Origin of the sequence: Kribbella sp. (assembly GCF_035655035.1) — a bacterium.
Taxonomy (GTDB): Bacteria; Actinomycetota; Actinomycetes; order Propionibacteriales; family Kribbellaceae; genus Kribbella.
This window is the reverse complement of the sequence record NZ_DASRVN010000476.1, coordinates 1-14,852: the sequence shown is the minus strand read 5'-3', so window position 1 is coordinate 14,852 and position 14,852 is coordinate 1. Positions and strand designations below refer to the sequence as shown.

The window sequence follows — 14,852 nt, the reverse complement described above, 5'->3', positions numbered from 1 at the left end:
CATGGACATCACCCCCGCTGGAGTTCCCGACAAGTTCGCCGTCCTCGGCCTCACCTTCGACGACGTACTGCTGCAGCCGAACGAGTCCGACGTCATCCCGTCCGAGGCGGTCACCCGGTCCCGGGTGAGCCGCAACGTCTGGGTGAACATCCCGCTGGTGTCCAGCGCGATGGACACCGTCACCGAGGCCCGGATGGCGATCGCCATGGCCCGGCAGGGCGGTCTCGGCGTCCTGCACCGCAACCTCTCGATCGACGACCAGGCCCAGCAGGTCGACCTGGTCAAGCGCTCCGAGTCCGGGATGATCGCGCAGCCGATCACGATCGGCCCGGAGGCGAGCATCGGCGAGGCCGACGCGCTCTGCGCGCAGTACCGGATCTCCGGCGTCCCGGTGGTGGACGACGCCGGCGTGCTGGTCGGCATCGTCACCAACCGTGACATGCGCTTCGAGACCGACCTGTCCCGGCCGGTCCGTGAGGTGATGACCAAGCAGCCGCTGATCACCGGCAAGCAGGGCATCGCCGCGGACGACGCGATGGCGCTGCTCAGCAAGCACAAGGTGGAGAAGCTGCCGCTGGTCGACGACGCCGGCAAGCTCACCGGCCTGATCACGCTGAAGGACTTCGTCAAGCGCGACAAGTTCCCGCTGTCCACCAAGGACGCCTCCGGCCGGCTAATGGTCGGCGCCGCGATCGGCTTCTTCGGCGAGGCGTACAAGCGCGCCATGACGCTGGTCGAGGCCGGTGTCGACGTGCTGGTGGTGGACACCGCGCACGGGCACTCGAAGGCGCAGATCGAGATCATCCGCAAGCTCAAGGCCGACCCGGCGACCCGCGGCGTGGACGTCGTCGGCGGCAACGTCGGCACCCGGGCGGGTGCGCAGGCGCTGGTCGACGCGGGCGCTGACGGCGTGAAGGTCGGCGTCGGCCCGGGCTCCATTTGTACGACGCGGGTCGTGTCCGGTGTCGGCGTACCGCAGGTGACCGCGATCTACGAGGCGTCGCTGGCCTGCAAGCCGGCCGGTGTCCCGGTGATCGGCGACGGCGGCCTGCAGTACTCCGGTGACATCGCGAAGGCGCTGGTCGCGGGCGCGGACACCGTCATGCTGGGCTCGCTGCTGGCCGGGTGCGAGGAGTCGCCGGGCGATCTGGTGTTCATCAACGGCAAGCAGTTCAAGGCGTACCGCGGGATGGGTTCGCTCGGCGCGATGTCGTCCGGCGGCCTGCGCAAGTCGTACTCGAAGGACCGCTACTTCCAGCACGACGGCGGCTCCGACGAGAAGCTGATCGCCGAGGGCGTCGAGGGCCAGGTGCCGTACCGTGGCCCGCTGTCCGCCGTGGCCCACCAGCTGGTCGGCGGCCTCCGCCAGTCGATGTGGTACACCGGCGCCCGCACCGTCCCGGAGCTGCAGGAGAACGGGCGCTTCGTCCGGATCACCTCGGCCGGCCTCCAGGAGTCCCACCCGCACGACATCCAGATGACGGTCGAGGCCCCGAACTACTCCGGCCGCTGACCGCCTGACCGAAGGAATCACACCAGATGACCGAGATCGAGATCGGCCGGGCCAAGCGCGGCCGGCAGGCGTACGCGTTCGACGACATCGCGATCGTGCCGTCGCGGCGGACGCGGGATCCGGAGGAGGTCTCGGTCGCCTGGCAGATCGACGCGTACCGGTTCGAGCTGCCGATCCTGGCGGCGCCGATGGACTCGGTGATGTCGCCGCAGACCGCGATCGCGATCGGGAAGGCCGGCGGCCTCGGCGTCCTCAACCTCGAGGGGCTGTGGACGCGCTACGAGGACCCGTCGGGCCTGCTCGCCGAGATCACCGAGCTGGACGCGCAGCAGGCGACGCACCGGCTGCAGGAGATCTACGCGGCGCCGATCAAGCCCGAGCTGATCTCGCAGCGGGTGCAGGAGATCCGCGCCTCCGGCGTGACCGTGGCCGGGGCGCTGTCGCCGCAGCGCACCAAGCAGTTCGCGAAGCACGTCGTGGACGCGGGCGTCGACCTGTTCGTCATCCGCGGTACGACGGTGTCCGCCGAGCACGTGTCCGGCCAGGCCGAGCCGCTGAACCTGAAGCAGTTCATCTACGACCTCGACGTCCCGGTGATCGTCGGTGGTTGCGCGACCCACCAGGCGGCGCTGCACCTGATGCGCACCGGTGCGGCCGGCGTGCTGGTCGGTTTCGGCGGCGGCGCGGCGCACACCACCCGCAAGGTGCTCGGCGTCGCCGTGCCGATGGCGTCCGCGGTGGCCGACGTGGCGGCGGCGCGGCGGGACTACATGGACGAGTCCGGCGGGCGGTACGTGCACGTCATCGCGGACGGTTCGGTCGGCCGCTCCGGTGACGTGGCGAAGGCGATCGCCTGCGGCGCGGACGCGGTGATGGTCGGTTCGCCGCTGGCCCGCGCGAGCGACGCGCCCGGCGGCGGGTACCACTGGGGTGCCGAGGCCTGGCACCAGGACCTGCCCCGCGGCGAGCGCGTCGAGGTCGGCGTCACCGGCACGATGGAGCAGATCCTGTTCGGCCCGTCCTGGGTCCCGGACGGCACGATGAACCTGGTCGGCGCCCTCAAGCGTGCCATGGCCACGACCGGTTACACGGAGCTCAAGGAGTTCCAGCGGGTCGAGGTAGTCGTCGGTTGACGCAGACCGGCGTACTGCTTCTGCACGGCTCGAGTGGTACGCCGGACCTCGGGCGGGCGCGCCTGCTCGAGGCCGAGGGGTACGACGTACTCGCGCCGACGTGGGCGGTGACGCACGAGGTGCCGCTGGAGTCGTTCCCGCTCGACGAGCTGGCGCACCACGATCGGCTGGTCGTGATGGGTAGCTCGTGGGGTGCGGAGGCGGCGCTGCTGCTCGGTGCGCTCGACGACCGGGTGGACTCGGTGATCGCGTTCGCCCCGAGCGCCTATGTCTGGGGACGGAACCTGGAGGACGGCAGCCAACGGTCCGGGTGGATGTGGCGGGGTGAACCGCTGCCGTTCGTGCCGTACGACCGGGACTGGCAGCCCGATACCGATCCGCCGAGCTTCACCGGGCTGTACCGCCGGAGCCTGCGGGCGGCGACCGGCCCGATGCGGATCCCCGTGGAGCGGATCCGCGGGGAGATCCTGCTGATCGCCGGTGGTGACGACCAGGTGTGGCCGGCGGTCGAGTTCGCGGAGGAGATCGTCCGGCGGCGTGGTGATCGTCCGACACATCTCGTCAAGGTCGCCGCGGCCGGGCATCGCGCAGTACTGCCGGGTGAGGAGCCGAAGACCGCCGGCCAGCGGATGGCCCGCGGCGGCACGGACGCAGCTGACCGTGAGCTCGGCGACCTGGCATGGCCGGAGGTGCTCCGGGTGCTCGCCGGAAGCTGAGGCTGCCTGGACCTCGCGTGCGACTGTGTCGGCCTACGATCCTCGAGACATCCGACCAAGGAGCGAACCGTGTACCACTACGTCGATGCCGAGGTACCAGGTGGTTTGGCGCCTGAGTGCAGCTACGACAAGAATCAGCGGGTCGCGGACTCCGGGCTGTTACACCTTGTCTTCGATGGATGGATGGGCGCTGACCTCGTCACCACGGTCGCGTTCTGGTTCGTGACGGAGCGCCTTGCCGCTGCTTTGCGGGCCTCTGATCTCACCGGTTACGAGCTCGAGCCGGCCAGAGCATCACAGGGCGAGCAGTACGCGCTCGTGTCTGATCGTGAGGTTCCGCCCGACTGGTTCCGCCTCATTCCGGGCGGGAGGGCGGGGCAGGACGATTTCGCCCTCGACGACGGCACCGAGCTGGTGGTGAGCGACGCTGCGCTCCGGCTGCTGCAGTCGTTCGACCTTGCGGACGCGTGGGTCGCGGACTACGAGGATGTTCCAGCAGCCGGCGGCGGGAGCTGACGGCTGCCCACATCCTGGGCGACGTGCGGGAGAGGCTCGGGGGTTGCCGGGTTCTGGAAGGATTGCGGCATGGGATTGTTCAGCCGACGAAACAGCCAGGACACGGACAACGTTGCCCTTGCCGTAGGGCGGGCGCGACTGTCCCCGGACGACGTCGATCAGGTGCGGTTCCTGATCACCACGAAGAAGATGGTGAACGCGGTCAAGCTGGTCCGTGAGCGAACCGGTCTCGGACTGGCGCACGCGAAGGAGCTGGTGGACGAGATCCGGCTCGGGCGGTACGTGCCGCCGACCACCGAGACACCGGTGGTCCGCCGCCCGAACACGAACCTCGCCGAACGCACCCGCGCCCTGAAGGCGGCCGGCGAGCTCCACCAGGCGACCGCCCTGGTGGTCTCCGAGACCGGCATGACCGAAGCCGAGGCCGGCCTGTTCGTCGGCGCCCTCCGCACCGAGCCGGCCGACTAGGGTCCTAACCCTTCACATACGAGAACTTCTCCGTGATCCTGCCGTCCCGCAGGCGCAGTACGTCGACGCCGCGTACATGCCCGCGGTCACCGGAAGACGTAGCCCACGAGTACCGCCACCGCACCACGGCGCGATCACCGAACACGACGGTCGCCTCGGTTTCGAACCGCGGGTCGGCCGTGTCCGCGAAGAGCTTCGCCCACTCCGCCCGTACCGCGTCCGCGCCCTCGAAGCGCCCGCCGTCCGGGGCGGGCGATGTGGACTCGAACACGACGTCATCGGTGACCAGCGACATCACCGTGGCCAGATCCCCGGCGCCGAACGCAGTCCCGAACCGCTCGACCACGGGCAGCGCCGGCGTCCACCGTGGATCACGTCCGAAAGCCGCGAGCAATGCCTCGGACGGATCGGTGAATCCCGCGAGCCGGACGCCGATCATCCCGGCGGACCGGTAGAGCTCCTCCCGATCCGCGAACCACGCCCCGACCTCCGCCACAAGCTCCGCGTCCATCCGCGCCGGTACGCCGATCGCGACCGCCAGGTCCCACCCGTGGATCAGGTGGTCCGCCGCGAGCTGGCGCAGGTACTCGCGCGGGTCCTCGTCGCCGTACGACAGGTGCACCTTGCCGATCGGCCGGGTCGCCGCGGCCTCTGCCTCCCGGGCCGCGGCCGACGCCGCACCGGCCGGATCCTCCTCGAGCAGATCGCCGTCGAGTGCGTTCCCGACCTCGGCGATCGTCCTGCCCTCCATCAGCGGCGGCGTCCAGCGCTCCTCGCCGACGACGTGGTTCACCAGCGCCCGGACGTCCCAGTCCGTGCACGGCGTCGGTGCCGACCATTGATCGGCTGCCACCCCGGCGACCAGCTCCGCGAAGTTCGCGACCGTACGGTTGTGCAGTTCCACGACATCCATGACGGCATCCCCTCCCAGCGTCAGCGTCCGCCGGGGGCATCGGAGCGTCAAGCGGGCGGGACCTTACCGCCCTTCAACGGCCGAGCTGGAGTTGCTCCGCCGCTTCGTGGGCGTGGTGCGAGGCGGCCACGTCGCCGGTGGCGGCGAGCAGGTTGCCGTGGTGCCGGTAGCAGGCGCCGGCCAGGTCCTTCATCTTCTCGTCGTCGTCGGCGTACGGGATCAGCGCGGTCGCGACCTCCGCGCACCAGCCGCCGAGGTCGAGCGCGATCTCGGTCCGGCCGGCCTGGAAGTACGCCTCGGAGATGTCCAGCAGCAGCCGCGCCCAGATCGGTACGTACGTCGCGGTCTGGAACCGCATCCGGTGCGACTCCCGCTCCGACGAGATCGCGAACAGGTAGTGCGCCTCCATCCCGAGCGTCAGCGCGGCCTCCCCGTCCTGCGGCAGCAACGGGCGGACGAGCTCGGCCAGCTCGGCCGCCCGGAGCGCCGCCGACTCCGGGTCCGTGCGGCCCGATACCGTCGCCAGCGTCATCCCGGGCGCCGGCTCGCTCAGCGCGACCAGCCGGTGGTACTGCTCGAACGGCCCGAGCTTGATCTCCGCGTTCTCCAGCGCGGCAACCAGCGTCAACGGCAGCCCGCGGTCGAGCTCCTCGACCACCCGGGTCGCCGTCTCCGGGTCGGTGTCGTACGCCGTCTGCAGGCACGCCTCGCCCTCCAGGCGGCCGACGCTGCCGAGGTGCTTGCCCTTGCGGACCAGGGCGGCGACCAGCGTGCGCATGTCTGTCGCCGACTCCGAGTCGGCGAGCGTGTCGGCCGTGGTCAGCCCGATCTCGTCGGCCTCGAGCGCGAGGTCCAGCCGCCCTTCGGCCGCGTGCACGTCGGCGGACACCGCGGTCGCCGTACACAGGTAGCGGGCGTACGACAGCGACTGGGGGCTCTCGTTGATCTGGTCCGCGAGTTGCAGGAACAGCTGGGTCGCCGCGTCCGCGGAGGCGACCGCCAGCGCGGGGTCGCCGTACCGGCGCAGGATCAGCGCGTTCATCGCCAGCACGCGGGCGAAGTCCGGCTGGTGCTTCAGTCCCTGCGCGCCGCCGACCAGCTGGCCGTACGCGATCACCGCGCCGTCCATTTCCAGTACGGCGGTGGCGCCGTGGCCGCGGTGCGCCTGGGTCATCGCGCGCCGGGCGCGGACGTCGGCGAGGAAGCAGGTGGCGTCGAGGACGCCGGCGTCCTGGAGCTCGGTGTAGCCGAGTTGCGCCTCGTGCAGCGCGGTCAGCGCTTCCTCGTGCCGGCCGGACGCGTTCAGCGACCCGGCCAGCTCGTACTGCGTCGCGGCCATCAGGTGCTTGGCCTCGTAGTGGTTCGGGCGCGCCTCGGCGCGTTCCCTGGCCAGCTCGATGACCCGCTGCTGGTACGGCCCGGCCTCGTCGGCGCGGCCTTCCTCGATCAGCACCTGGGCTGTCTGCAGCGCCTCACTGAGCTCGTCCTCAGGAGGCGTCCAGAGCCCCCCGCTGTCCACCATCTTGACGTTCCACCCCTTCACCGGTTCAGCCGCTCAGCTTAACCAACCTCTGATGCTGACAGTCTCCGTTACCGACAGGTAGCCTTCAGCTATGAGCGAGCGCAGCGAGCGAACCAAGGGTAGAGCCGAGCATCTCGCTCAGGCCGGAACCGAGCGGAGCGAGGTGGAGGCGTGAGCGAGCAGACGTCGATTCCAGCTGATCCGGAGCTCGATCCGACCGCGTCGTATGCGACCGATCAGTCGGTCATCCGGCGGTTGTCGGGGCTGCTGCGGGCGACGGCCGGGACCCGGACGTCGTACGCGCCGGCCACCGGGCAGCCGATCGCGGACCTGCCGGTATCGAGTGCGGACGACGTCGTGGCCGCGGTCCGGGCCGCGCGGAAGACCCAGCAGAGCTGGCGCCGGGTGCCGCTGGCCGAGCGCGCCGCGATCCTGCTGCGGTACCACGACCTGGTCCTCGACCACCGGCACGAGCTGGTCGACCTGATCATCCGCGAGTCCGGCAAGGCCCGGAAGCAGGCGTTCGAGGAGCTCGCGCACGTCGCACTGACCGCGCGGTACTACGGCCGCAAGGCGTTCGAGCTGCTCGAACCGCAGCGCAAGCTCGGGATCTTCCCGGTCCTGACCCGCGCCGAGGAACGCTTCGTCCCGAAGGGTGTCGTCGGCATCATCTCGCCGTGGAACTACCCGCTGACGATGGCGATCTCCGACGGCCTGCCGGCGATCCTGGCCGGCAACACGGTCGTCCACAAACCGGACAGCCAGACCCCGCTGACCGCATTGCGCGGCATCGAACTGCTGTACGAGGCGGGTCTGCCGCGCGAGGCCTGGCTCGCCGTGAACGGCGACGGCCCGACCGTCGGCGGCGCGCTGATCCAGAACGCCGACTACATCTGCTTCACCGGCTCGACGAAGACCGGCCGGCTGGTCGCGCAGCAGTGCGGCGAGCGGCTGATCGGCTGCAGCCTCGAGCTCGGCGGCAAGAACCCGATGCTTGTACTGCGGGACGCCGACCTCAACCGGGCCGCCGAAGGCGCCGTCCGCGCCTGCTTCGCGAACGCCGGTCAGTTGTGCGTCTCGATGGAGCGGCTGTACGTCGCCGACCAGGTGTACGACGCGTTCGTGACCGCCTTCGTGGACCGGGTGAAGAAGCTGAGGCTCTCCGCCGGCACCGGGTGGGACGTCGACATGGGCTCGCTGATTTCGAAGGCACAGCTGGAGACGGTTACCCGGCACGTGGAAGATGCGCGGGAGAAGGGCGCCACCGTGCTGGCCGGCGGGAAGCCGCGCCCGGACATCGGCGAGCTGTTCTACGAGCCGACCGTGCTGTCCGGCGTGACGCCCGCGATGGAGTGCTTCGACAACGAGACGTTCGGGCCGGTCGTCTCGATCTACCGGTTCTCCGACGAGGCCGAGGCGATCCAGCGCGCGAACGAGGGCGAGTACGGCCTGAACGCGAGCGTCTGGACCCGGGACGGCCGTCGTGGCCGCGCGGTCGCCGCGCAACTGACGGCCGGCACCGTGAACGTCAACGAGGGGTACGGCGCGACGTTCGGCTCGATCGACACCCCGATGGGCGGCATGCGCTCGTCCGGGCTCGGCCGCCGCCAGGGCGTCGAGGGCATCCGCCGGTACGTCGAACCGCAGGCGATCGCCACCCAGCGGCTGATCCCGATCGCGGCCTCGCACGGGATCTCCGACGAGAAGTTCGCCGAGCTGATGACCGGCGCGCTCCGGATCCTGAAGAAGATCGGCCGCCCATGAGTTTCGACTACGACGTGGTCGTCATCGGGTCGGGGTTCGGCGGCTCGGTGAGCGCCTTGCGGCTGACCGAGAAGGGGTACCGGGTCGCGGTCCTGGAGGCGGGCGCGCGGTTCGACGACGCGTCGTACGCGAAGAACTCGTGGGACACCAAGCGGTTTCTGTTCGCCCCTCGACTGGGGATGTACGGCATCCAGCGGATCAGCGCGCTGCGCGACGTGATCATCCTGTCCGGCGCGGGCGTCGGCGGCGGCAGCCTGGTGTACGCGAACACCTTGTACGAACCGCTGCCCGCGTTCTACACCGACCGCGCCTGGTCGCACATCACCGACTGGAAGGCCGAGCTCGCGCCGTACTACGACCAGGCGAAGCGGATGCTCGGCGTCACGACGTACCCGGGGTTCACGCCCGCCGACAAGGTGATGAAGCAGGTCGCCGACGAGATGGGCGTGGGGGACACGTTCCACCCGACGCCGGTCGGGGTGTTCTTCGGGGAGCCCGGCGTCGAGGTCGACGATCCGTACTTCGGCGGCGCCGGACCGCGGCGCACCGGCTGCATCGACTGCGGCGAGTGCATGACCGGCTGCCGGCACAACGCGAAGAACACGCTCACGAAGAACTACCTGTACCTGGCCGAGAAGGCCGGCGCGGAGGTCTACTCGCTGACCACGGTCACGTCGGTCGAGCCGCTCCCGGACGGCGGGTACGCCGTGGACACCTGCCGTACGACGCATCGCAAGGTGACCCGGCGCTTCACCGCGCAGCAGGTCGTGTTCGCCGCGTCGGCGCTCGGCACCGCGAAGCTTCTGCACCGGCTGCGCGACGAGGGCAAGCTGCCACGGCTGTCGGACCGGCTCGGCGTGCTGACCCGGACCAACTCCGAGTCGTTGCTCGGGGCAATCTCGACGGACACCGACGTCGACTACACCCGCGGGGTGGCGATCACGTCGTCGTTCCACCCTGACGACATCACGCACATCGAGCCGGTCCGGTACGGCAAGGGCAGCAACGTGATGTCGCTGCTGCAGACCGTGCTGACCGACGGCGACGGCGACAAGCCGCGCTGGCGGATCTGGCTGCGCGAGCTCGGCGTGCAGCGGAAGAACATCCGCCGCCTGTACGACCTGAAGCACTGGTCGGAGCGGACCGTGATCGCGCTGGTGATGCAGACCGCGGACAACTCGATCACGACGTACGGCAAGCGGGACCGGCTGGGCCGCTGGAGGCTGACCTCCAAGCAGGGGCACGGTGCACCGAACCCGTCCTGGATCCCGGTCGCGAACCAGGTTGTCCGGCGGATGGCCCAGCTGATGAACGGGACCCCGGGCGGCACGATCGGCGAGCCGTTCAACGTGCCGATGACCGCGCACTTCATCGGCGGCTGCGCGATCGGGGACTCCGCCGCCACCGGCGTGGTGGACCCGTACCACCGCGTCTACGGGTACGACGGCCTGCACATCGTGGACGGCTCCACGATCTCCGCGAACCTCGGCGTCAACCCGTCGCTGACGATCACCGCCCAGGCCGAGCGCGCGCTCTCGTTCTGGCCGAACAAGGGCGCCGACGACCCGCGGCCGGCGGTCGGCACGGAGTACCGGCGGATCCAGCCGGTACGGCCGGCGCATCCCGTCGTACCGGTCGATGCTCCGGGGGCGCTGCGGCTGCCGATCTTCCCGAAGCAGTCTGTGACGGAGTCGTAACAAAAGATCTCGCCGTTGAGTACTGCTGAGGCAAATGAAAAAGCCTCAGCAGTAAGTTTGCTGAGGCTTTCTTGAATGTCCCAGAAAAGGGAGCAGGTCCCTCGGGAACGTTTCCGCCCAAATCGTTTCCCGAGGGACCCACTCAAGCCGGGGTGAGGCGCCCGGCGCTTTGGGATCGGGTCGCCAACCACAGCTGGCGACCCGAGCTCTTGGTTACTACCTTACCTCCGATTTCCGCGAGCTCCAGGCCTTGTGACCACTCTGCGTGCTGACTGTAATGATCAGCTTCAGTTGCTCTTGGTAATCGGGTGGCGGTCTTCCTTGCGGTAACCGCCTCTGCACACATCAACGAGCCCGTCTACGGGGGGTTACGAGGTTCCGGAGAAAAACCCAGAAACTTTTCCGGGAAGTGCGGAGCGTGGTCGTGAGGCACTTCGGTGCGAGGTGTCCCACGTGACGCCCGCCGCAGTGCCGGCGTACCCGCCTGACCTACGCTGAGCCGACCGTTCTGATGAGGCAGGAGACCAATGAACGACATCCTGGACGTGGCACGTCGGCAGGTTCTGGAACAGGGCACGGGGTTGACCGAGGAGCAATTGGCCGAGGTGCTCCGGACGCCCGACGAGGAACTCCCGGAACTGCTCGCGCTCGCCCACGACGTCCGGGTGAAATGGTGCGGCGAGGAGGTCGAGGTCGAGGGGATCATCTCGCTGAAGACCGGCGGCTGCCCCGAGGACTGCCACTTCTGCTCGCAGTCCGGCCAGTTCACCTCGCCGGTGCGCGCGGTCTGGCTGAACATCCCGGAGCTGGTCGAGGCCGCCAAGGAGACCGCGAAGACCGGCGCCACCGAGTTCTGCATCGTGGCTGCCGTCCGCGGGCCGGACGAGCGGCTGATGTCGCAGGTGAAGGCCGGGATCGACGCGATCAACGCCGAGGTCGACATCAACATCGCCTGCTCACTCGGCATGCTCACCCAGGCGCAGGTCGACGAGCTGAAGTCGTGGGGCGTGCACCGGTACAACCACAACCTCGAGTCGGCCCGGTCGTACTTCGGCGACGTCGTCACCACGCACTCGTTCGAGGAGCGCTGGGAGACCTGCCTGATGGTGCGCGAGTCCGGGATGGAGCTGTGCTGCGGCGGCCTGGTCGGGATGGGCGAGACGCTCGAGCAGCGCGCCGAACTGGCCGCGCAGCTCGCCGAGCTCGACCCGCACGAGGTCCCGCTGAACTTCCTCAACCCGCGGCCCGGTACGCCGTTCGGCGACCTGGACGTGATGGACGGCAAGGACGCGCTGCGGACGATCGCCGCGTTCCGGCTGGCGATGCCGCGGACCGTGCTGCGGTACGCCGGCGGCCGCGAGCTGACCCTCGGCGACCTGGGCACCCGCGACGGCCTGCTCGGCGGCATCAACGCGGTCATCGTCGGCAACTACCTGACCACCCTCGGCCGCCCGGCCACCGCCGACCTCGACCTCCTCGCCGAGCTGAAGATGCCGGTCAAGGAACTCCAGAAGTCGCTGTGACGTACTGCGGGCGATGTGGCGCGGAGGGGCGTCACGAGGCGTGCGTACGGGCGCTGGCCCTGGAGCCGCCGCGGTACTGCACCGAGTGCCGGCGGCGGATGATCGTCCAGGTGCACCCGATGGGCTGGACCGCCCGCTGCTCCGTCCACGGTGAACTGACCTCGGGCTGAGCCCGGCTAGGGTTGGGGGCATGCCCGATCCGACGCCGCGCCTGCTGGTCGCCCTGTACGGGCCGACGTCGGCGGGGAAGACCGCCGTGTCGGTCGACCTCTGCCTGCGGATCCGCGACGAGCTCGGGCTGCCGCCGATGGTGGTCTCCGCGGACTCGCGGCAGGTGTACCGGTACCTGGACATCGGTACCAGCAAGACCACGCCGGAGGAGATGCGCGGCATCCCGCACACGATGATCGACGTCACCGAGCCGGTCCGGAAGCTGGAGCTGGAGACGTTCGTCGCGCAGGCGCGCCGGCACATGGAGGACTGCTGGACGTCCGGTGGGGTCCCGGTGATCGTCGGCGGTACCAGCGTGTACGTCCGCTCGCTGCTCGAGGGCTGGGAGGTCGACGCCGTCGCCGAGGCCCGGAACGCGATCCGCCGGGACTTCCCGCGGAGCATGGCCGAGGACGCGTACGCCGTACTCGCCCGCCTCGACCCGAAGGCGGCCGCGAAGATCCACGAGAACAACTACGACGCGATCGTGAACGCTCTGGCCCGGGCCATGGGCAACGACCCGGAACGCGCCACCGCCCCCGCGACCCGGCAGGTCGTCTTCGCCGTCGACCGCCCGGCCGCGGACATCGACCAGCGAGTCGCCGCGACGTACGACCACCAGGTCGCCCGCGGCCTCCGCGACGAGGTGCTCGACCTGGAGGAGCGGTACGACGTCCTCGCGCAGTACCGCCGCCTCGGCCAGAAGTCCCCGAACCAGGTCGTCCACACCCACGGCTACACCGAGTGGTTCGACGTCGCCCTGGACCGCGGCAGGTCCGTCGCGAACCTCGACGACACCGACCGCGCCGAGGTCCGCACCCGCGTCGTCGACCGCATCCGAACCCACACCCGCCGCCAACGCGCCGCCATCGGAAAACTCACCGGCGTCCGGCCCGTCCGTACTGCCGATGACGCGTTCGCGGCCGTCCGGAAAGCCTTGGCAGCCGGGGCAACCACCCGACGAGCCGGCTGACCCGAGCTGTCGGATATCGTCCATGTGTGGTTTACCTCGCCGAGCTGAAAGTGCTGCCGGGGTTGGGTACGCCGAGGTGGACGCCGGGGCAGGCACTCGGGTACGAGATCGCCCAGGAAGGCGTCCGGCAGGCCGTCGGGTACTACGCGCACCTGATCGCCGAGGCCGAAGCGGCCGGAGAGCCCGACGCGGTCGCGGCGTTGCGTGCGGAGCAGGCGGCCTGGGCGGCGCGAGGACAGCAACTGGATCCGCTGGCGGTTCGTGCGGTCAAACGTGTCCGCGACGACGCCGACGAGCTGCTCAGTGTGGACGAGGACGACGAGCAGGATGCGTCAGGTGGCTGAGGAGGACCGGTTCCTGCTGAGCGAGGCGGACAGTGAGCGGATCTTCCGCGACCGGATCGTCCCCGACCAGCTCGGCGGTACGTCGCAGGAGCGCCCGGTAGCGGTGTTCGTCGCCGGACAGGCCGGTGACGGCAAGGCGTCGGTCACCGCGCAGGTCAAGGCCGCTCTCGCGAGTCGTGGGCGCCCGGTGGTGCTGAGTCCGACGGTCCTGGAGGCGTACCACCCGCGGCTCCACGAGCCGATCACCGACGACCCCGCGACGTCGGACCGGTACGTCCAGGCGGACGGTCTGCGCTGGTTCGGCCGGGCAGTGGACCTCGCGATCGACGAGCGGTACGACGTGATCGTCGAGACCGAGCTGGTCGACCCGGAGGAGTTCGCGACGTCGGCCCGCCGGTTCAAGGCGGCCGGGTACGCGGTCGAGGTCGCGATCCTCGCGGTGTCCGAGGCCGTCAGCCGGCTCGGCGTACTGGAACGCCACATCCGTGCGTTGCAGACGTTCGGGTTCGGCCGGCTCGCGACGCAGGAGCGGCATGAGGCCGGGTACGCCGGGGTCCTGCGGGCGGCCGAGCTGATCGACGACGGTGACTGGGTCGACCGGGTCGCCGTGCTCCGTCCGGACGGCCGACTGGTCTACGGCAACGAGCGGGCCGGTGAGTGGCAGCAGCCCGCCCGGACCGCCGACGCGATCACCTGGGAGCGGAACCGCGCCTGGACGGTCGCGGAGTCGCGGGACTTCCTGGAGGCGACCAGCACGGTCGAACGGTTCGGTTTGGCCGCTCCCGTGCAGTGGATCCGCGACGAGTCCGTGGACGGGGCCAAGGCCCTGATGGCCCTCGCGCGGCCACGCCTGGATCCGGTGGCAGTGACGCTCCACATCGCCAAGGCGGGCACCTCGTCGTACTAGAGGAACTGGTCACATCCTGAGCACCTGCGGGGTGGGTGGTGAGGTGGAGCGATTACCGTTGGGAATCCTCGGGATGGAGGAGAAGCGGTGTCACTGTCGGTCAGTGCGTGGCAACAGCGGGATGCGGAGTTGCTCTGGCATCCGTATTCGTCGCTGAGTGCGCCGTCGCCGGTGCGGCTGGTGCGAGGTGCTTCCGGGGTCCGGCTGCAGCTCGACGACGGGGCTGGGGGCAGCGTCGAGGCGATCGACGCGATGGCGTCCTGGTGGTGCATGATCCACGGGTACCGGAACCCGGTGCTGGACGCGGCGCTGAAGCGGCAGGTGGACGAGTTCAGTCACGTGATGTTCGGTGGCCTGACCCACGAACCGGCGATCCGGCTGGCGGAGCGGCTGGTGGAGATCACGCCGGATCCGTTGCGGCACGTGTTCTTCTGCGACTCCGGGTCGGTGTCGGTCGAGGTCGCGATCAAGCTCGCGCTGCAGTACCAGGTTGCCCGCGGCAACACCGGGCGGACCCGGATGCTGACGGTCCGCGGCGGGTACCACGGCGACACGTTCGCGCCGATGAGCGTCTGCGACCCGGTCAACGGCATGCACTCGCTCTTCACCGGCGCCCTGCAGGATCAGGTCTTCGGCCCACAACCGCCGGCGGG

At 69.9% G+C, this 14,852-nt stretch carries 15 protein-coding genes; 13 read left to right on the top strand and 2 right to left on the bottom strand.

What is annotated here, in order from left to right; translation table 11 throughout:
• Window position 1 precedes the first annotated feature (1 nt).
• From guaB to VFF46_RS26060, 5 genes are all read left to right on the top strand, one after another.
• Window positions 2-1,513 (top strand): IMP dehydrogenase, encoded by a 1,512-nt coding sequence (gene guaB / locus VFF46_RS26080; protein WP_325039850.1) that lies wholly within the window; start codon window positions 2-4, stop codon window positions 1,511-1,513.
• Between the two features lie 26 nt (window positions 1,514-1,539).
• On the top strand, window positions 1,540-2,646 hold the full coding sequence (locus VFF46_RS26075) for a GuaB3 family IMP dehydrogenase-related protein (protein WP_325039849.1): 1,107 nt from the start codon (window positions 1,540-1,542) through the stop codon (window positions 2,644-2,646).
• Window positions 2,643-3,362 (top strand): acyl-CoA thioester hydrolase/BAAT C-terminal domain-containing protein, encoded by a 720-nt coding sequence (locus tag VFF46_RS26070; RefSeq protein WP_325039848.1) that lies wholly within the window; start codon window positions 2,643-2,645, stop codon window positions 3,360-3,362. The genes VFF46_RS26075 and VFF46_RS26070 overlap by 4 nt, the downstream gene beginning before the upstream one ends.
• A 69-nt stretch (window positions 3,363-3,431) precedes the next feature.
• Window positions 3,432-3,878 carry a hypothetical protein gene (locus VFF46_RS26065; protein WP_325039847.1) on the top strand — a complete coding sequence of 149 codons (447 nt, stop codon included), beginning with the start codon at window positions 3,432-3,434 and terminating at the stop codon, window positions 3,876-3,878.
• Between the two features lie 69 nt (window positions 3,879-3,947).
• Window positions 3,948-4,346: a hypothetical protein gene (locus VFF46_RS26060; RefSeq protein WP_325039846.1), complete on the top strand. Its 399-nt coding sequence runs from the start codon at window positions 3,948-3,950 to the stop codon at window positions 4,344-4,346.
• A gap of 4 nt (window positions 4,347-4,350) precedes the next feature.
• Here VFF46_RS26060 and VFF46_RS26055 read toward each other — a convergent pair whose 3' ends face one another.
• Window positions 4,351-5,259 (bottom strand): TIGR03086 family metal-binding protein, encoded by a 909-nt coding sequence (locus VFF46_RS26055; protein ID WP_325039845.1) that lies wholly within the window; start codon window positions 5,257-5,259, stop codon window positions 4,351-4,353.
• Between the two features lie 73 nt (window positions 5,260-5,332).
• Complete coding sequence (locus tag VFF46_RS26050; RefSeq protein ID WP_325039844.1) at window positions 5,333-6,781, bottom strand: hypothetical protein; 1,449 nt, start codon at window positions 6,779-6,781, stop codon at window positions 5,333-5,335.
• Between the two features lie 171 nt (window positions 6,782-6,952).
• On the opposite strand from VFF46_RS26050, the gene VFF46_RS26045 reads away from it, so the two are divergent.
• The 8 genes from VFF46_RS26045 to VFF46_RS26010 form a co-directional block, all read left to right on the top strand.
• On the top strand, window positions 6,953-8,545 hold the full coding sequence (locus VFF46_RS26045) for a succinic semialdehyde dehydrogenase (RefSeq protein WP_325039843.1): 1,593 nt from the start codon (window positions 6,953-6,955) through the stop codon (window positions 8,543-8,545).
• Window positions 8,542-10,242, top strand: a complete 1,701-nt coding sequence (locus tag VFF46_RS26040; protein ID WP_325039842.1) for a GMC family oxidoreductase — start codon at window positions 8,542-8,544, stop codon at window positions 10,240-10,242. The genes VFF46_RS26045 and VFF46_RS26040 overlap by 4 nt, the downstream gene beginning before the upstream one ends.
• 527 nt (window positions 10,243-10,769) lie before the next feature.
• Window positions 10,770-11,765, top strand: coding sequence for a biotin synthase BioB (gene bioB / locus VFF46_RS26035; protein WP_325039841.1), 996 nt, complete (start codon window positions 10,770-10,772; stop codon window positions 11,763-11,765).
• Window positions 11,762-11,935, top strand: a complete 174-nt coding sequence (locus VFF46_RS26030; protein ID WP_325039840.1) for a hypothetical protein — start codon at window positions 11,762-11,764, stop codon at window positions 11,933-11,935. Before bioB ends, VFF46_RS26030 begins: the two co-directional genes overlap by 4 nt.
• A 20-nt stretch (window positions 11,936-11,955) precedes the next feature.
• Window positions 11,956-12,948: a tRNA (adenosine(37)-N6)-dimethylallyltransferase gene (locus VFF46_RS26025; RefSeq protein ID WP_325039839.1), complete on the top strand. Its 993-nt coding sequence runs from the start codon at window positions 11,956-11,958 to the stop codon at window positions 12,946-12,948.
• 26 nt (window positions 12,949-12,974) lie between these two features.
• Complete coding sequence (locus tag VFF46_RS26020; protein ID WP_325039838.1) at window positions 12,975-13,292, top strand: hypothetical protein; 318 nt, start codon at window positions 12,975-12,977, stop codon at window positions 13,290-13,292.
• Window positions 13,285-14,199: a zeta toxin family protein gene (locus VFF46_RS26015; protein WP_325039837.1), complete on the top strand. Its 915-nt coding sequence runs from the start codon at window positions 13,285-13,287 to the stop codon at window positions 14,197-14,199. Before VFF46_RS26020 ends, VFF46_RS26015 begins: the two co-directional genes overlap by 8 nt.
• A gap of 87 nt (window positions 14,200-14,286) precedes the next feature.
• The coding region (locus VFF46_RS26010) for an aminotransferase class III-fold pyridoxal phosphate-dependent enzyme (RefSeq protein WP_414673091.1) at window positions 14,287-14,852 on the top strand (566 nt) is incomplete at its 3' end.

What these genes read in the sequence shown, in the direction of transcription:
- guaB (WP_325039850.1), top strand. Translation starts at nt 2, where the DNA reads ATGGACATCACCCCCGCTGGAGTTCCCGACAAGTTCGCCGTCCTCGGC.
- VFF46_RS26060 (WP_325039846.1), top strand. Translation starts at nt 3,948, where the DNA reads ATGGGATTGTTCAGCCGACGAAACAGCCAGGACACGGACAACGTTGCC.
- VFF46_RS26025 (WP_325039839.1), top strand. Translation starts at nt 11,956, where the DNA reads ATGCCCGATCCGACGCCGCGCCTGCTGGTCGCCCTGTACGGGCCGACG.
- bioB (WP_325039841.1), top strand. Translation starts at nt 10,770, where the DNA reads ATGAACGACATCCTGGACGTGGCACGTCGGCAGGTTCTGGAACAGGGC.
- VFF46_RS26040 (WP_325039842.1), top strand. Translation starts at nt 8,542, where the DNA reads ATGAGTTTCGACTACGACGTGGTCGTCATCGGGTCGGGGTTCGGCGGC.
- VFF46_RS26050 (WP_325039844.1), bottom strand. Translation starts at nt 6,781, where the DNA reads ATGGTGGACAGCGGGGGGCTCTGGACGCCTCCTGAGGACGAGCTCAGT.
- VFF46_RS26055 (WP_325039845.1), bottom strand. Translation starts at nt 5,259, where the DNA reads ATGGATGTCGTGGAACTGCACAACCGTACGGTCGCGAACTTCGCGGAG.
- VFF46_RS26075 (WP_325039849.1), top strand. Translation starts at nt 1,540, where the DNA reads ATGACCGAGATCGAGATCGGCCGGGCCAAGCGCGGCCGGCAGGCGTAC.